Annotated in this window: 10 protein-coding genes; 7 read left to right on the top strand and 3 right to left on the bottom strand. The window is 34.8% G+C overall.

The features are described from left to right. The first annotated feature begins 2 nt into the window (after positions 1 to 2). The 4 genes from N4T20_RS12835 to N4T20_RS12820 all read left to right on the top strand — a co-directional run bounded on the left by N4T20_RS12835 (position 3) and on the right by N4T20_RS12820 (position 4,636). Positions 3 to 755 carry a shikimate dehydrogenase family protein gene (locus N4T20_RS12835; protein ID WP_111378469.1) on the top strand — a complete coding sequence of 251 codons (753 nt, stop codon included), beginning with the start codon at positions 3 to 5 and terminating at the stop codon, positions 753 to 755. Between the two features lie 55 nt (positions 756 to 810). Beyond that, positions 811 to 1,563: a lipid A phosphoethanolamine transferase gene (locus N4T20_RS12830; protein ID WP_260669536.1), complete on the top strand. Its 753-nt coding sequence runs from the start codon at positions 811 to 813 to the stop codon at positions 1,561 to 1,563. 250 nt (positions 1,564 to 1,813) lie between these two features. After that, positions 1,814 to 3,793 (top strand): DUF349 domain-containing protein, encoded by a 1,980-nt coding sequence (locus N4T20_RS12825; protein WP_260669535.1) that lies wholly within the window; start codon positions 1,814 to 1,816, stop codon positions 3,791 to 3,793. A gap of 423 nt (positions 3,794 to 4,216) precedes the next feature. Then, a complete protein-coding gene (locus tag N4T20_RS12820; protein ID WP_111283188.1) occupies positions 4,217 to 4,636 on the top strand; it encodes an OsmC family protein in 420 nt (139 codons plus the stop codon). Between the two features lie 59 nt (positions 4,637 to 4,695). On the opposite strand, the gene N4T20_RS12815 is transcribed toward N4T20_RS12820, so the two are convergent. Together N4T20_RS12815 and gyrA are read right to left on the bottom strand one after the other, a co-directional pair. Beyond that, positions 4,696 to 5,964 carry a tetratricopeptide repeat protein gene (locus tag N4T20_RS12815; RefSeq protein ID WP_260669534.1) on the bottom strand — a complete coding sequence of 423 codons (1,269 nt, stop codon included), beginning with the start codon at positions 5,962 to 5,964 and terminating at the stop codon, positions 4,696 to 4,698. A 37-nt stretch (positions 5,965 to 6,001) separates the two neighbouring features. Further along, entirely contained in the window at positions 6,002 to 8,647 is a 2,646-nt protein-coding gene (gene gyrA, locus N4T20_RS12810; RefSeq protein ID WP_260669532.1) for a DNA gyrase subunit A, read from the bottom strand. 258 nt (positions 8,648 to 8,905) lie between these two features. Here gyrA and N4T20_RS12805 point away from each other — a divergent pair, with 258 nt between their 5' ends. From N4T20_RS12805 to N4T20_RS12795, 3 genes are all read left to right on the top strand, one after another. Continuing rightward, positions 8,906 to 11,452, top strand: a complete 2,547-nt coding sequence (locus N4T20_RS12805) for an ATP-dependent Clp protease ATP-binding subunit (protein WP_119789945.1) — start codon at positions 8,906 to 8,908, stop codon at positions 11,450 to 11,452. Positions 11,453 to 11,801: 349 nt separating this feature from the next. Continuing rightward, complete coding sequence (gene rimK, locus N4T20_RS12800) at positions 11,802 to 13,169, top strand: 30S ribosomal protein S6--L-glutamate ligase (RefSeq protein ID WP_008462738.1); 1,368 nt, start codon at positions 11,802 to 11,804, stop codon at positions 13,167 to 13,169. Between the two features lie 101 nt (positions 13,170 to 13,270). Then, entirely contained in the window at positions 13,271 to 13,789 is a 519-nt protein-coding gene (locus N4T20_RS12795; RefSeq protein ID WP_260669531.1) for a DUF421 domain-containing protein, read from the top strand. A 2-nt stretch (positions 13,790 to 13,791) separates the two neighbouring features. On the opposite strand, the gene N4T20_RS12790 is transcribed toward N4T20_RS12795, so the two are convergent. After that, positions 13,792 to 14,787 carry a WG repeat-containing protein gene (locus tag N4T20_RS12790; RefSeq protein ID WP_260669530.1) on the bottom strand — a complete coding sequence of 332 codons (996 nt, stop codon included), beginning with the start codon at positions 14,785 to 14,787 and terminating at the stop codon, positions 13,792 to 13,794. Positions 14,788 to 14,951: the final 164 nt, after the last annotated feature.

Raw genomic sequence — 14,951 nt, 5'->3', positions numbered from 1 at the left:
GAATGGTTGATATTTTATTGAGAAGACGTTTTGGATTATTAGGACGCAACATAAGCTACTCTTTTTCAAAAGGTTACTTTACAGAAAAATTTAATAATGAAGTTTTTGCTGGTAACAGCTACGAGAATTTTGACATTTCTGAGATTAATTACTTCACAGAGTTAATTAAAAATAATCCCGATCTAAAAGGGTTGAATGTAACAATTCCGTACAAAGAACAAGTTATTCCTTTCTTAGATAAACTATCAAAAAAAGCCGCTCTAATTGGCGCTGTGAATACTATTAAATTTACCAAAAGCGGTAAACTAAAAGGATACAACACCGATTATTACGGATTCAAAAAGTCTTTAAAACCATTATTGGAGCCTCACCATAAAAAAGCGCTTATTTTAGGAACTGGCGGCGCTTCTAAAGGTGTTGCTTTTGCTTTGGACGAATTAGACATTCCGTACACTTTTGTATCAAGAGAGGCAAAAGAAAACATCATTGATTACGATTTGATTAATGCTACCACTTTTGATAACTTTCAAATCATCATCAATTGTACTCCAGTTGGAACAAGTCCGAATATTGAGGCTTGTCCAAATTTGCCGTATGAGTTTTTTACAGAAAAGCATATTGCTTACGATTTAATCTACAATCCGGCAGAAACTACTTTCTTGCGAAAAGCAAAAGAAAAAGGCGCCGTAATTAAGAACGGGCACGATATGCTTATTTTTCAGGCCGAAAAAGCGTGGAAAATCTGGAACAAATAAAAAATAAAATGTTAAAGTAATTTTTGTAAATTAGTCTACTCATTTGCAGACGGTTATGAAAAAACAATTACTTTACTTTAGCATTTTTTTTCTTATTACAGTTCTTGCATCCGCCCAAGACGAAGATATTGATAGAAGCAATAGTCCGTTTGCCGAGCCTAGATATCATTATTTTCTACAGACTATTTTATTATACAACGAATATCTGGATACTAAGAATGGTTCGTATAACACCACAAATTTGCGCGTTTTACAGCCGATAGGCAACAAAGCTTGGAACTTGAGATTTGATTTGCCTTTGATTTCAACCAATTCCAATTCTATCAATCAAACCGGACTTGGTGATATTGGCGCTGGGCTTAGTTTTATACCCTACTTCAAAAAAAACAATGGCATTGGCCTTAGAACCCGCGTTATTTCAAATTCTGCAGCAGACCCCAGTTTTGGCAGCGGAAAATGGGTTGTTATCCCTGCCGGTATTTTTGCAAAATACTTCAATCATAAGAAATTTTTATGGATTGCAACTCTTGAACATTCTCAAAGTTTTGCAGGATCAAGCAACCGAAATGACGTAAGCGTAACCCTTTTGGAAAACAACTTTTTATGGTTTTTTGGCAAAAATTGGATTGCTACAGATGTCGCTTTCAGATACAATTATGTTTTGGACGGCTTCCAGAATAATGCTTTTATGGAATTTGGCCGAAAAATTACCCCAACAAATTTAGTTTATGTACACCCTAGCGTCGCTTTTGGCGGTGAAAAATCTTATAATTTCGGTGTAGAAGTCGGCCTCTTGGTTTTGTTTTAATTCAAAGCCAACCGCTGATTCAACTCCACTTTTTGCGATTCATTTATTTTTTCGTTCAAAAACAGTTAAAAATATTATTTCTATCTTATCAAATAAAACAGCAAAAATCAATATATCATACAGGTAAATTAAATTAAACAATAAGAATTTCATCGCAAATTAGCGTATAAACAAAGGATTTATTTTGTATTTAGAAACACCTTTACTATCTTTCGCACTGTTTAAAATAAAAACCTTATACATTTTTAAGATGTTAGAAGAAAAGAATGATAACCTGCATGAAGCAGACGGAAAAACTGGAATCGAAATAAATGATTCTGTAACGAATGAAGCAATTGAAACATCAGATTCTGAAACTTTGACAGAAGCTTTAGAGACAGAACCTGATAATGAATCTGTAAAACAAGAAGATGCCCATCAGGAAGCATTGGATGTGATTACAAATTCAAATGCTGCTGAAAGCGAAGACGAAACGCTGAAGGAACGCCACGACATTCCTATGCAGGATTACAACACGTTTTCTCTGGACGCTCTTGTTGACGAACTTAAAAAACTGGTTAATGCAGATAAAGTAATGTCTGTAAAAGATCATATAGAAGAAATTAAGAAAGCTTTCTTACTGCAATACCATCATCTTATAGAGGAGAAAAAAGAAGAATTCTTAGCTTCTAATCCAGATCCTAACGAAGAATTTGAATATCATCTGCCTTTAAAATCAAAATTTGACGAATATTATAATGTTTTTAGAGAAAAAAGAAATGCTCATTTTAAACATTTGCAGACCAATTTAAAAACCAATTTAGATAATCGTCTGGCTATTGTCGAAGAGTTAAAAGAATTAATCAATCCGCAGGAAAATATCAAAGACACTCTTAAGCATTTCAATGAATTAAGAGAAAGATGGAAAAATGCCGGAGCTATTCCGAAAGACAAGTACAACCACGTTTGGAATAATTACCATTTTCATGTAGAAAATTTCTACGACTATCTTCATCTAGATCGTGAGGCGAGAGATTTAGATTTTAAACATAATTTAGAATTAAAACAAAAAATTATAGCACGCGTTGAAGAACTGGTAAACGATGCCGATGTAAACAAATCTTTCCGAGAATTGCAGGATTTGCACCGAATCTGGAAAGAAGAAATCGGGCCTGTTTCTAAAGAACATCGTGACGCCATTTGGAATCAGTTTAGCGAGTTAACCAAAAAAATACACGATAAGAGAGAACTTTTGTTTGAAAGCCAAAGAGCCAACGAGCAAAAAAATCTTGAAGTTAAAAAAGAGATTATCGCTAAAATCGAAGCTCTTGGAAGCGAAAAAGTAAACGCCCACTCGCAATGGCTTGTTCAGATTCAAAAAGTTGAAGATTTAAGAAATGAGTTCTTTGCAGCTGGAAAAGTACCTTCTGAAGTGAATGAAGAAACTTGGGCAGCATTTAAAACTGCCGTTAGAAATTTCAATGCTTTCAAAAATTCGTTTTATAAGGATATTAAAAAAGATCAAAACGATAATCTAAATAAAAAACTGGCTCTTGTTGCAAAAGCAAAAGAACTGCAGGAAAGTACAGATTTTCAAGCCACAACTCCTGTAATGAAACAAATTCAGGAAGAATGGAAACAAATTGGACACGTTCCGAAGAAATACTCAGACAAAATCTGGAAAGAATTCAAAGATTCCTGCAACCATTATTTTGACAAGTTAAAAGAGCATAAATCTGAAGAAAACAGCGAAGAAGTGGCCGCTTTTGACAATAAAAAAGCCTACTTGGATGTTTTAAGAGCTTTCCAGCTAACAGGAGAACACAAAACAGATTTAGATGCCATAAAAGCACATATTGAAACCTGGAAAGGATTTGGAAAAGTTCCTTTTTCAAGAAGACACATCGAGGGAAAATTCAACAAAATACTAGATGCACTTTTTGAAAAACTAAGTTTAAGCAAAAAAGAATCTGAAATGATGCGTTTTGCAAACCGCATTGATTCTCTGACTGACAGTAACGATACGCGTAAATTGGACAATGAAAAAATCTTTATTATGCGTAAGATTGAGGAAGTTCAAAATGAGATCTTCCAGTTAGAAAACAACATTCAGTTCTTTACTAATACTAAAAATGCTAAAAAAGAAAATTCAATAGTTACAGAAGTACGCAAAAACATCGCTATTCACAAAGAAAGCCTTGAAGTATGGAAAGACAAATTGAAACAATTAAGAAACTTGGGACAAGAATAGAAATCTAGTTTTGACAAAATAATCAAAGGAGCTGCTTCACTGAAGACAGCTCTTTTTTTTTAAGCTTCAGAGAAGCTAAATATTTATAGCAAGAAATCAGATGATTAATGTAAAAAGCTCCAGAGGAGCGATATAATATAGATTTTAAAAATAATATGTCGCTCCTCTGGAGCTTTTTGTATTTGTCTCTATTAAAAATTCTATAAATATTTTACCCCTCTGGGGTATTGACTTCATGACATTTGTTTTAATAGCAACCACACCCACTGACACTATACTTTCAAATCATTTTTTTTGTGATTTTACTTTGAGCTAACAAATTGATAAAGCTACAATGCAAAAAATTAGGTATATTTGATAGATTGCTATTATTTGACAATCAACCTAATAACAAACCGAATTATTAATTTTAATAACTAAAAGATGAAATTTACAAGAAAAGCGCACGCCAACTGGAAAGGAACTGGTATGGAAGGAAAAGGGACCATCAGTACGCAAAGCACCACTTTAGATAATGCACAACTGTCATTTAAAACAAGATTTGCTGACGGTGTGGGCACAAATCCAGAAGAATTAGTTGCAGCAGCTCATTCTGGGTGTTTTACGATGCAATTAAGCTTTTTACTTAACGAAGCAGGTTTTACGGCAGACGATTTAACCACAGAAGCTACAGTAACCTTTGAAGACGGTTCAATTACATTAATCCATTTGGATTTAAAAGGCAAGGTTCCATCAATTTCTGCTGAAGAATTTGCTTCAACAGCAGCCAAAGCAAAAGAAATCTGTCCGATTTCAAAATTATTGAATACAACGATCACTTTGTCTGCTGAACTAATCAGTTAAAGACATAAAAAAACCATCCGCGGTGGCGGATGGTTTTTTCTATTTTAAAAAGCTAATAATTACATTTTTGCTTTTAAAGCTTTAGCTTCTGCAGTCATTTCAAGAGCACTGTAAACCCCTAATAATGTTTTAGAAACATCTTCGTTTTTAGGATCTAACTCGTTTGCTTTTTTAAGATAAGGAATAACTCCTTTGAAAACAGCTTCTCTTTGTGCTTTTAAAACATCGTAACGCTTCATATCTTTAGCAGAAGTACCCAATTTATTCATTTCATCAATGATTGGTTTTTCAGCTTCTAATTTTAAAGCAGCAAGATTTAAATAAGCATTTGTATATTCAGGATTGATTTCAATTGCTCTTAAGTAATATTTCTCAGCATCAGCATTGTTTTTAGCTCCTGCGCTAATAACACCTAAATTGAATACTAAATCAGCATTTTTAGGATCTTTCTCTAAAGCTTCATTAACTAATTTTTTGTACATATCGAAATCTTTAGTCTCAAGATATAAATTAGCTTCTGTTAAGATTAAAGAAGTATCTTCTGGATTTGCTTTTCTAGCATCAGCGATTGCTTTTTTAGCATCTTCAGTACGTCCTTTTTGAACTAAGATTAAGGCTAAATTTTTGTAGATTTCTCCTCTTTTTGAAGGAATAGCTTCAGTTTTAGGTTTTTCGTGAGTACCTAATTTAACAGCTAAATCTCTTTCTTTAGCATTAGCAAAGTTATCTTCATTTCCGTTAGCTTTGTTTACAGCTAGATATAAAGTTCCTTTTCCAGAATAGTTTAATTTTTTCAACTCTTCGTACATTGGCAGAGCAAGGTCAAAATCTTGTGAGTTTACAGCTGTAGAAGCCGCGTAATACAAGTTAATAGTATCCTTTTTGTCCAATTGGTATGCTTCGTACAATTTCTTTGCACCCTCAACGTGCTTGCTTGCTTGCGTATCAGCAATTGCAGAGTTAATCAATAATCCTTTAATGTTTGCAATTGATGCTGCAGCTTGTGTAGAATATTTTTGTTTTCCAGAAGTTTTTTCTACCTCGATTAATTTACTGTAGCTGCTTGCTGCTGCCAGCAAGTTTTTGCTTTCCTCTACTTTTTTATTAGCAAGCTCAAGAAAAGCATTTCCTTGAACAAAATAATATTGTGCTTGTTCTGTATCTTTTGCGTTTGCAATTAAGCTCTCCGCATCTTTCAATTGTGTAAGAGCACCTTGCGCATCCCCACCTTTTAATGCTTTTTCAGCATTTTTAATTTGATCTTTTTGAGCAAACGTAGCTACAGAGATCAGTAATGCTGATGCAAGTATTACATATTTACTTTTCATAATGATATTTGTTTGTATTTAATTTTTTGTTTTTTATTTATTCTTCAGATTCTTCGTCGTCTGCCTCAGCATCGTCTTCATCTTCTGCTTCCTCATCATCGGCGTCATCGTCATCTTCTGCAGATCCGTCATCTTCAAGAACTTCCATATCTGGCTTCACTCTCTCGATTGCAGATTCGATTACGTTTCCGTCTTCATCTACTTCTACTTCTTCTGCATCATCTTTCATTACTGTTGTTACAGCAGCGATAGAATCTTTACCTTTAAGGTTAATCAATCGGACACCTTGAGTTGCACGTCCCATAACACGCAAGTCTTCGATTGCCATTCTAATCGTTAATCCAGACTTGTTGATAATCATTAAATCGTCTGCATCTGTAACCGCGTTGATAGAAATCAGCTTACCTGTTTTCTCCGTGATGTTAAGCGTTTTAACCCCTTTACCTCCACGGTTTGTGATTCTATACACATCTTCTCCGTCGTCGTCTACCAATTTCGTACGTTTTCCGTACCCGTTTTCAGTTACCACTAAGATCTGAGATGTAGAAATATCATTTTTATCAACCGTAACCATTCCGATTACTTCATCTGTTTCGTCTTTTAAAGTAATTCCACGAACTCCAGAAGCCGTTCTTCCCATCGGACGTGTTTTAGTTTCTTCAAAACGAACCAATTTACCAGATTTAACTGCTAAGATAATCTGGCTTTCTCCGTTTGTCAACTGAGCACCAATTAGCTCATCACCTTCTTTAATGGTAATTGCAGCTACACCATTTGCTCTTGGTTTAGAATATTTCTCTAAAGAAGTTTTCTTAACCTGACCTTGTTTTGTCACCATAACAAGGTTATGCGTATTGATATAATCTTTATCTTTTAAGTCTTGCGTACAAATGAAAGCTTTTACTTTATCATCGCTTTCAATGTTTACCAAGTTCTGAATTGCTCTACCTTTTGCCGTTTTGCTTCCTTCTGGAATTTCATAAACACGCATCCAGAAACATTTTCCTTTTTGAGTAAAGAACATCATATATTGGTGATTTGTTGCCACGAACATATGCTCCAAGAAATCTTGATCTCTTGTACCTGCACTCTTCTGTCCAACTCCTCCTCTGTTTTGAGTTTTGTACTCAGATAAGTTTGTACGTTTGATGTAACCTGCGTGCGAAATAGTAATTACTACATTTTCGTCTGCAATTAAATCTTCAATACTTACATCTCCTCCAGAATATTCGATTTGAGAACGGCGATCATCACCATATTTATCGCGAATTTCTGTAAGCTCTTCTTTAATCAAGTCAATTCTTAAATTAATGTCTGCTAATAAAGCTTTTAAGTGCTCGATTAACTTCATCAATTCTTCAAACTCAGCTCTTAATTTATCTTGCTCCAGACCTGTTAACTGACGCAAACGCATCTCAACAATTGCACGAGCTTGAATATCAGAAAGCTTAAATCTTTCAATTAATTTTTCTCTTGCTTCATCTGTGTTTTTAGAACCTCTAATTAACGCAATTACTTCGTCGATATTGTCAGAAGCAATGATCAATCCTTCTAAGATATGCGCTCTTTCTTCTGCTTTACGCAATTCGAATTGTGTTCTTCTCACTACTACATCGTGACGGTGCTCAATAAAGTAGTGAATCATGTCTTTCAGATTCAATAATTGAGGACGTCCTTTTACTAATGCAATGTTGTTTACACTAAAAGAAGACTGTAATTGAGTGTATTTGTATAACGTATTTAAGACTACGTTTGGTGTAGCATCACGTTTTAAGATATAAACGATACGCATACCGCTTCTATCCGACTCATCGCGGATATTGGCAATACCTTCAATTTTTTTCTCGTTAACCAAATCAGCCGTACGTTTGATCATTTCGGCTTTGTTAACTTGGTATGGAATTTCAGTAACGATGATGCATTCTCTTCCGTCTACTTCTTCAAAACCAACTTTAGCGCGCATTACAATACGCCCTCTACCAGTTTTAAAAGCTTCACGAACTCCTTCGTATCCGTAGATAATACCTCCAGTCGGGAAATCTGGAGCTTTGATGTGAGTCATTAACTCATCAACTTCAATATCATTATTATCAAGGTAAGCTAAAGTACCATTGATAACTTCAGTTAAATTGTGTGGCGGCATATTGGTCGCCATACCAACTGCAATACCTGTTGCTCCATTTACTAATAAAGTAGGAACTCTTGTTGGCATTACTTTTGGCTCATATATTGTATCGTCAAAGTTCAATTGAAAATCAACTGTTTCTTTTTCGATATCGGCCATAATCTCTTCAGAAATTTTACGCATTCTGGCCTCAGTATAACGCATTGCTGCAGGACTGTCACCATCAACAGAACCAAAGTTACCCTGTCCGTCAACTAATAAATAACGCATACTCCATTCCTGCGCCATACGCACCATTGCATCATAAACAGAGATATCACCGTGCGGGTGATACTTACCCAGAACCTCCCCTACAATTCTCGCAGACTTTTTGTGGGCAGATCTTGATGTTACACCCAAATCATACATTCCGTAAAGAACTCTTCGATGCACTGGTTTCAAGCCATCTCTAACATCAGGAAGTGCTCTCGATACAATTACTGACATCGAATAATCGATGTAAGCTGACTTCATTTCATCCTCTATGTTAATAGGAATTAACTTTTCTCCTTCAGACATAAGTTGTTATATTAAATAATTATATTAGTTTTCAAAGCGTGCCAAGATACGTTTTTTTGAAATTTTTTCAGCTATTTCCTTACACTTATTTCAATGATTTATTAACAACTTTATTTTGGCTTTTAGTTAATAAATTAAACGTTTTTTAACGCTTTTATTGTCTATTTTTTCGTCTATTAGCTGACAGGAGATTTCGAAGGGTACGGTTTTTGTTTTTAAAACAGTAATTCACTAAATTTACAATACCAATTATATATTATGGATGATAATTTTTCACCAAGAGTAAAAGATGTTATTACGTACAGTAAGGAGGAGGCTCTACGTCTAGGGCACGACTTTATTGGTACAGAACATCTTATGCTAGGTATTTTAAGAGATGGTAACGGAAAAGCTATTCATATACTTAATAACCTAGCTGTCGATTTAGATCATTTACGCAGAAAAGTAGAAATACTGAGCCCTGCCAACCTGAGCGTTGAAGTAAATGCAGAAAAGAAAAACCTTCATCTTACCCGACAGGCCGAAAGAGCCCTGAAGACCACTTTTCTTGAAGCAAAAGTATTTCAAAGTTCATCAATTAGCACGGCACATTTGCTATTATGCATCTTGAGAAACGAAAACGATCCAACAACCAAGCTGCTGAATAAACTAAAAATAGATTATGATGTGGCTAAAGAACAGTATTTAAATATGACTCCAAACGAAGAAGAATTCTTAGAAAACTTGCCAAGAAACGAATCGTATAACGACGATTCAGGACAAGATGACAGTCTAAAAGAAAGCAGTTTTAATAATCCCGCCAATAAGTCAAACAAAAAATCTAAGACTCCAGTTTTAGATAATTTTGGGAGAGATTTAACAGAAATGGCTGAAGAGGGAAAATTAGACCCTGTTGTAGGACGAGAAAAAGAAATTGAGCGTGTATCGCAAATTTTAAGCCGTAGAAAAAAGAACAATCCGCTTCTTATTGGAGAGCCTGGAGTTGGTAAATCTGCTATTGCAGAAGGACTTGCTCTGCGTATTATCCAAAAGAAAGTATCTCGTATTCTTTTCCACAAACGCGTTGTCACTTTAGATCTTGCAAGTTTAGTTGCCGGAACTAAATACAGAGGACAATTTGAAGAAAGAATGAAAGCCGTCATGAACGAGCTTGAGAAAAACGATGATATTATTCTTTTTATAGACGAGATCCACACTATTGTAGGAGCTGGAGGAGCAACAGGTTCGCTTGATGCTTCAAATATGTTCAAACCTGCATTAGCCAGAGGTGAAATCCAATGTATTGGTGCTACTACTCTTGACGAGTACAGACAATATATTGAGAAAGATGGTGCTTTAGAAAGACGTTTCCAAAAAGTAATCGTTGAACCAACTTCTGTTGAAGAAACGATCGCTATCTTGAACAACGTAAAAGACAAATACGAAGATCACCACAATGTAACTTATACTCCTGAAGCTATCGAAGCCTGCGTTAAATTAACAAACAGATATATGTCTGAGCGTTTCTTACCAGACAAGGCAATCGATGCAATGGACGAAGCTGGTTCTCGCGTACATATTACAAATATTGATGTTCCGAAACAAATCTTGGATCTAGAACGTCAGTTGGAAGAAGTTCGCGAAATGAAAAATATGGTTGTTAAAAAACAAAAATATGAAGAAGCAGCCAAACTTCGCGATGATGAAAAACGTATCGAAAAAGATCTTGCTTTAGCACAAGAACAATGGGAAGAAGATTCTAAAAACAACAGAATTGAAGTTACAGAAGATAATGTGGCTGATGTTGTTTCGATGATGACTGGAATTCCTGTAAATAGAATTGCCCAAACAGAAAGCAACAAATTGGCTCAATTGCCAGAATTGATTCAGAATAAAGTAATTGGACAAAACGAAGCGGTTCTTAAAATTGCACGTTCTATCCAACGTAACAGAGCCGGACTTAAAGATCCTAATAAACCAATCGGTTCATTCATTTTCTTAGGTCAGACTGGTGTTGGTAAAACGCAATTGGCTAAAGTATTGGCTAAAGAATTATTCGATTCTGAAGATGCTTTAGTACGTATCGATATGAGCGAATACATGGAGAAATTTGCAATTTCCCGTTTAGTTGGAGCGCCTCCAGGATACGTTGGATACGAAGAAGGCGGCCAATTGACTGAAAAAGTTCGCAGAAAACCATACTGCGTGGTTCTTTTAGATGAGATCGAAAAAGCACACCCAGATGTATTCAACATGATGCTTCAGGTTTTAGACGATGGATATTTGACAGATAGTTTAGGCCGTAAAATTGACTTTAAAAACACTATCATCATCATGACCTCTAACGTTGGCGCACGCCAGTTGAAAGATTTCGGACAAGGTGTTGGATTTGGAACTGCAGCAAGAACAGCTCAGGCCGATGAAAATTCAAAAAGCATTATCGAAAATGCATTGAAGAAAACTTTTGCTCCAGAGTTCTTAAACAGAATTGATGACGTAATTGTATTTAATGCATTAGAAAAAGCTGATATCGATTTGATTATCGAAATCGAATTGAAAAAACTATATTCTCGCATTGCTGAGTTAGGCTACAAATTAAGCTTAACAGATAAAGCAAAAGCGTTTATTGCCGAAAAAGGTTTTGACAAACAGTTTGGAGCTAGACCGCTGAAAAGAGCAATTCAGAAATATGTTGAAGATTTGCTAGCTGAAGAAATCATCACTTCAAAAATACATTCTGGTGACGAAATCATGATGGACTTAAAAGATGATTCTCAAGAATTATCAGTAGAAATTCATAAAGCCGAAGAGCCGACGAATCAGTAAATTAATTGAAATTTATAACATTCATAATATGCCCGTTACGTTTTCATAACATAACGGGTATTTTTTTTATTAAAAATCACTATCTTTAGTAAAAGCAAATAGCTATTTTTGAATTTAAATTCTATAATAAAACCTGTTGGGCAGTCAAATCAAAAAAAACTTTTAAACACTTAGAAACATAGATTTTTATTTTACTAAAGAAAGGAAAACCAAAAGAAACTAACTTCTAACACATAGCAAACTATGCTAATTTATGCAAGTGAAACGCCTTTTATGCAGTTTCAAATACTATGTTTTCATGTGTTTAAAATAATTACAACCAACAGATCATAAAACTAAATAAAAACTTATGCTTCAAAACAAAGTCATTTTAGGCAGCGAAGAATGGTGCTCATTTCCAGAACTAGGAATCCCGACAATTAAGGCTCGTGTAGATTCTGGTGCCAAAACTTCGGCAATGCACGCTTTAAACATAGCGCCTTTCATAAAAAATGATGCTAATTGGGTTAAATTCGACATTAATCCAATTCAGAATAATATCAAAACCATTATTCACTGTGAAGCACCTTTGGTTGACAAGCGAATTGTTAAAAGCTCAAGCGGTTTTAGAGAACATCGTTATGTAATCCAGACCAGCTTAAAAATTGGCGATGCAAAATGGCCGATTGAAATGACTTTGACCAATCGTGATTCTATGGGCTTCAGAATGCTTTTAGGGCGTGAAGCTATGAGCGGAAGGGTTTTAGTCGACCCTGAACAAAAATACCTTTTAGGACAGCCAACAGCCGAATCTTTAAAAGAATTATACCAAAACTCTGAAAAAGCAAAAACAGGTTTGCGCATTGGCCTTCTTGCCAGCAATCCAGAATTATATAGCAATAAAAGAATCATGGAAGCCGGCGAAATGCGCGGTCACGAAATGCATTTCCTTAACATCAAGGAGTGCTACATGAAATTGGATGCCAAAAAACCTGAGATTCATTACAGAGGCGGAAAAATTCTAAACGAATTTGATGCTATCATTCCGAGAATTCGTCCGAGCATTACTTTTTATGGCTGTGCTCTAACGCGTCAATTTGAAGCATTGAAGGTTTTTGTTTTAAATTCGGCAACAGCTATAACACAATCTCGAGACAAATTATATTCTCTGCAATTATTGCTAAATAGCGGAATCGATATTCCAACCACAGGATTTGCCAATTCTCCGCTTGATACAGACAATTTAATCAAAATGGTTGGCGGTTCACCTTTAATTGTAAAATTATTGGAAGGAACGCAAGGAAAAGGCGTTGTTTTGGCCGAAACCAAAAAAGCGGCAGAAAGTGTTATCAATGCTTTTAAAAGTTTAAATGCCAACATTTTGGTTCAGGAATTTATTAAAGAAGCCAACGGAAAAGATATTCGCTGTTTTGTGATTGACGGAAAAGTAGTTGCTGCGATCCAGCGTGAAGCAATGCCGGGCGAATTTAGAGCCAACATTCACCTTGGCGGAACGGCATCTGTTATCAAAATTACTCCTGAAGAGAAAAAGATCGCCATCAAAGCCGCAAAAGCAATGGACTTAAAAGTAGCCGGTGTCGATATTATCCGTTCTTCTAAAGGTCCGTTATTGTTAGAAGTGAACTCTTCTCCAGGTCTTGAAGGAATTGAAGGCGCAACAAACAAAGATGTGGCTGGAGAGATGATTAGAGCTATTGAAAAGAATTTCAAACTATAATTAAGTTCATTCAAACTTAATTTCGCATAAATAATTTAGCAGCTTTGTCAAGGTTTAGAACTTTGACAAAGCTTTTTTATTTAACTTTAAAATAAAAAAACATGACTTTTCCTTATTTAGATATAATTATTCGAAGTATTGCCGTTTATTTTTTTATGACAATTGCGCTTCGTGTTTTTGGCAAAAAAGAACTTTCGCAATTAAATACCGCCGACATTATTCTTATTTTACTAATAAGCAACTCTGTTCAGAATGCAATGGTTGGCCCTGACACAAGTTTAATTGGAGGATTAGTCGCTGCATTGGTTTTGTTTTCGATCAACTTTGCCATCAAAAAACTAACAAAGAGATTCAAAACTCTTGGCGATTTGCTACTTGACAAACCAGAAATCTTAATTCATAACGGTATATTAGATTTTAAAACTTTGAGCAGATTAGATGTTTCGCACGAAGAATTAAAAGAAGCGGCACGCGAACACGGTTTAGAACATCTTACAGATATTAAACTAGCTATACTGGAGATTGATGGAACTATAAGCATAATTTCAAAGGATCAAAAACAACTTAAACAGACACATTACAAGCGAAAACACAATCATAAAAACCTTCAAAAATTTTGATGTTACTTTCCAACCTGAACCCTAACCGCTCCTAAACCATCTTTAAAATCATCAGCTTTTTCGTATTTCGGAGCTACAATTTCCTTCCCTTCTTTGTCAATAAATCCGTATTGGCCGTTCAACTTTACTACAGCAATTCCTTCTTTAAAAGATTCGATTAGGTCATATTTGGCCTCAACGATTTCTTTTCCTTCTTTGTTTATCAGACCATATTTATTTTCTGATTTTACTTGAAATAAGTCATCATTTAAAGCCATGAAATCATATTTTGCTGGCACAATTTCTTTTCCTTCATTATCCAAAATACCATATTTATTTTCCGCTTTTACAATAGATACATTGTCTTTAAAGTAAAAACTCATATCATACTTCGCCGGAATTACAATTTTCCCTTCTTCGCTCATCACTCCAAACTGATTATTTTGTTCTACAATTGCAAAACCTTCTTTGAAATTTTGAACATGATCATAAATTGGTGGCACAACCTCTTTCCCAATCTGATCTACAATACCAAATTTTCCATTTAACTTCACAACTGCAAACCTATCTGCAAAATCAATTATTTCATCGTATTTTGGACTTATTTCTTCTCCGACAACATCAATAAAACCCCATTTATTATTTAGTTTTACAGCCGTTATTTCAGGCGATAGCATTTTTGCTTCATCATATTTTTTAGTTAGCAGCACATCAGAAGACTTAACCAAGTACTGAGTTTTAGCATTTTTATTATTTACTATTATCCAATTCTGCTGGTTTATTATTTCATCATAAATACAGCGAATAACTTCTTTTCCGGTTTTATCCACTACCCCGCTTTTTCCTTTCAATTGCACAACCGCAAAACCATTTTCAAATGCGCTAATACCATCATATTTACAAGGAACAATTTCTTTTCCTGTCTGATCGACAAAACCGTACTTAAAACTTTTTTCTTTTGATTGAGCGAAACTAGATTTTACTATAAGCATTAAAACCAAAACAATTATTCTCTTCATTATTCTAAATATTAAACTATTTACAAAAAATCTGCAAAACTGGCTGTTGACACAGCCTGCAAAAAGCTTTTATACTTTTACTTTAAAACAAATTAAAACAAAAAAAAACCGATTTCAAATTTGAAATCGGTTTTCTATATTAACAAAATGCGATTTAATTTTCA

This window comes from Flavobacterium sp. TR2 (genome assembly GCF_025252405.1).
GTDB lineage: Bacteria > Bacteroidota > Bacteroidia > Flavobacteriales > Flavobacteriaceae > Flavobacterium.
This window is presented reverse-complemented; position numbering and strand designations above follow the sequence as displayed.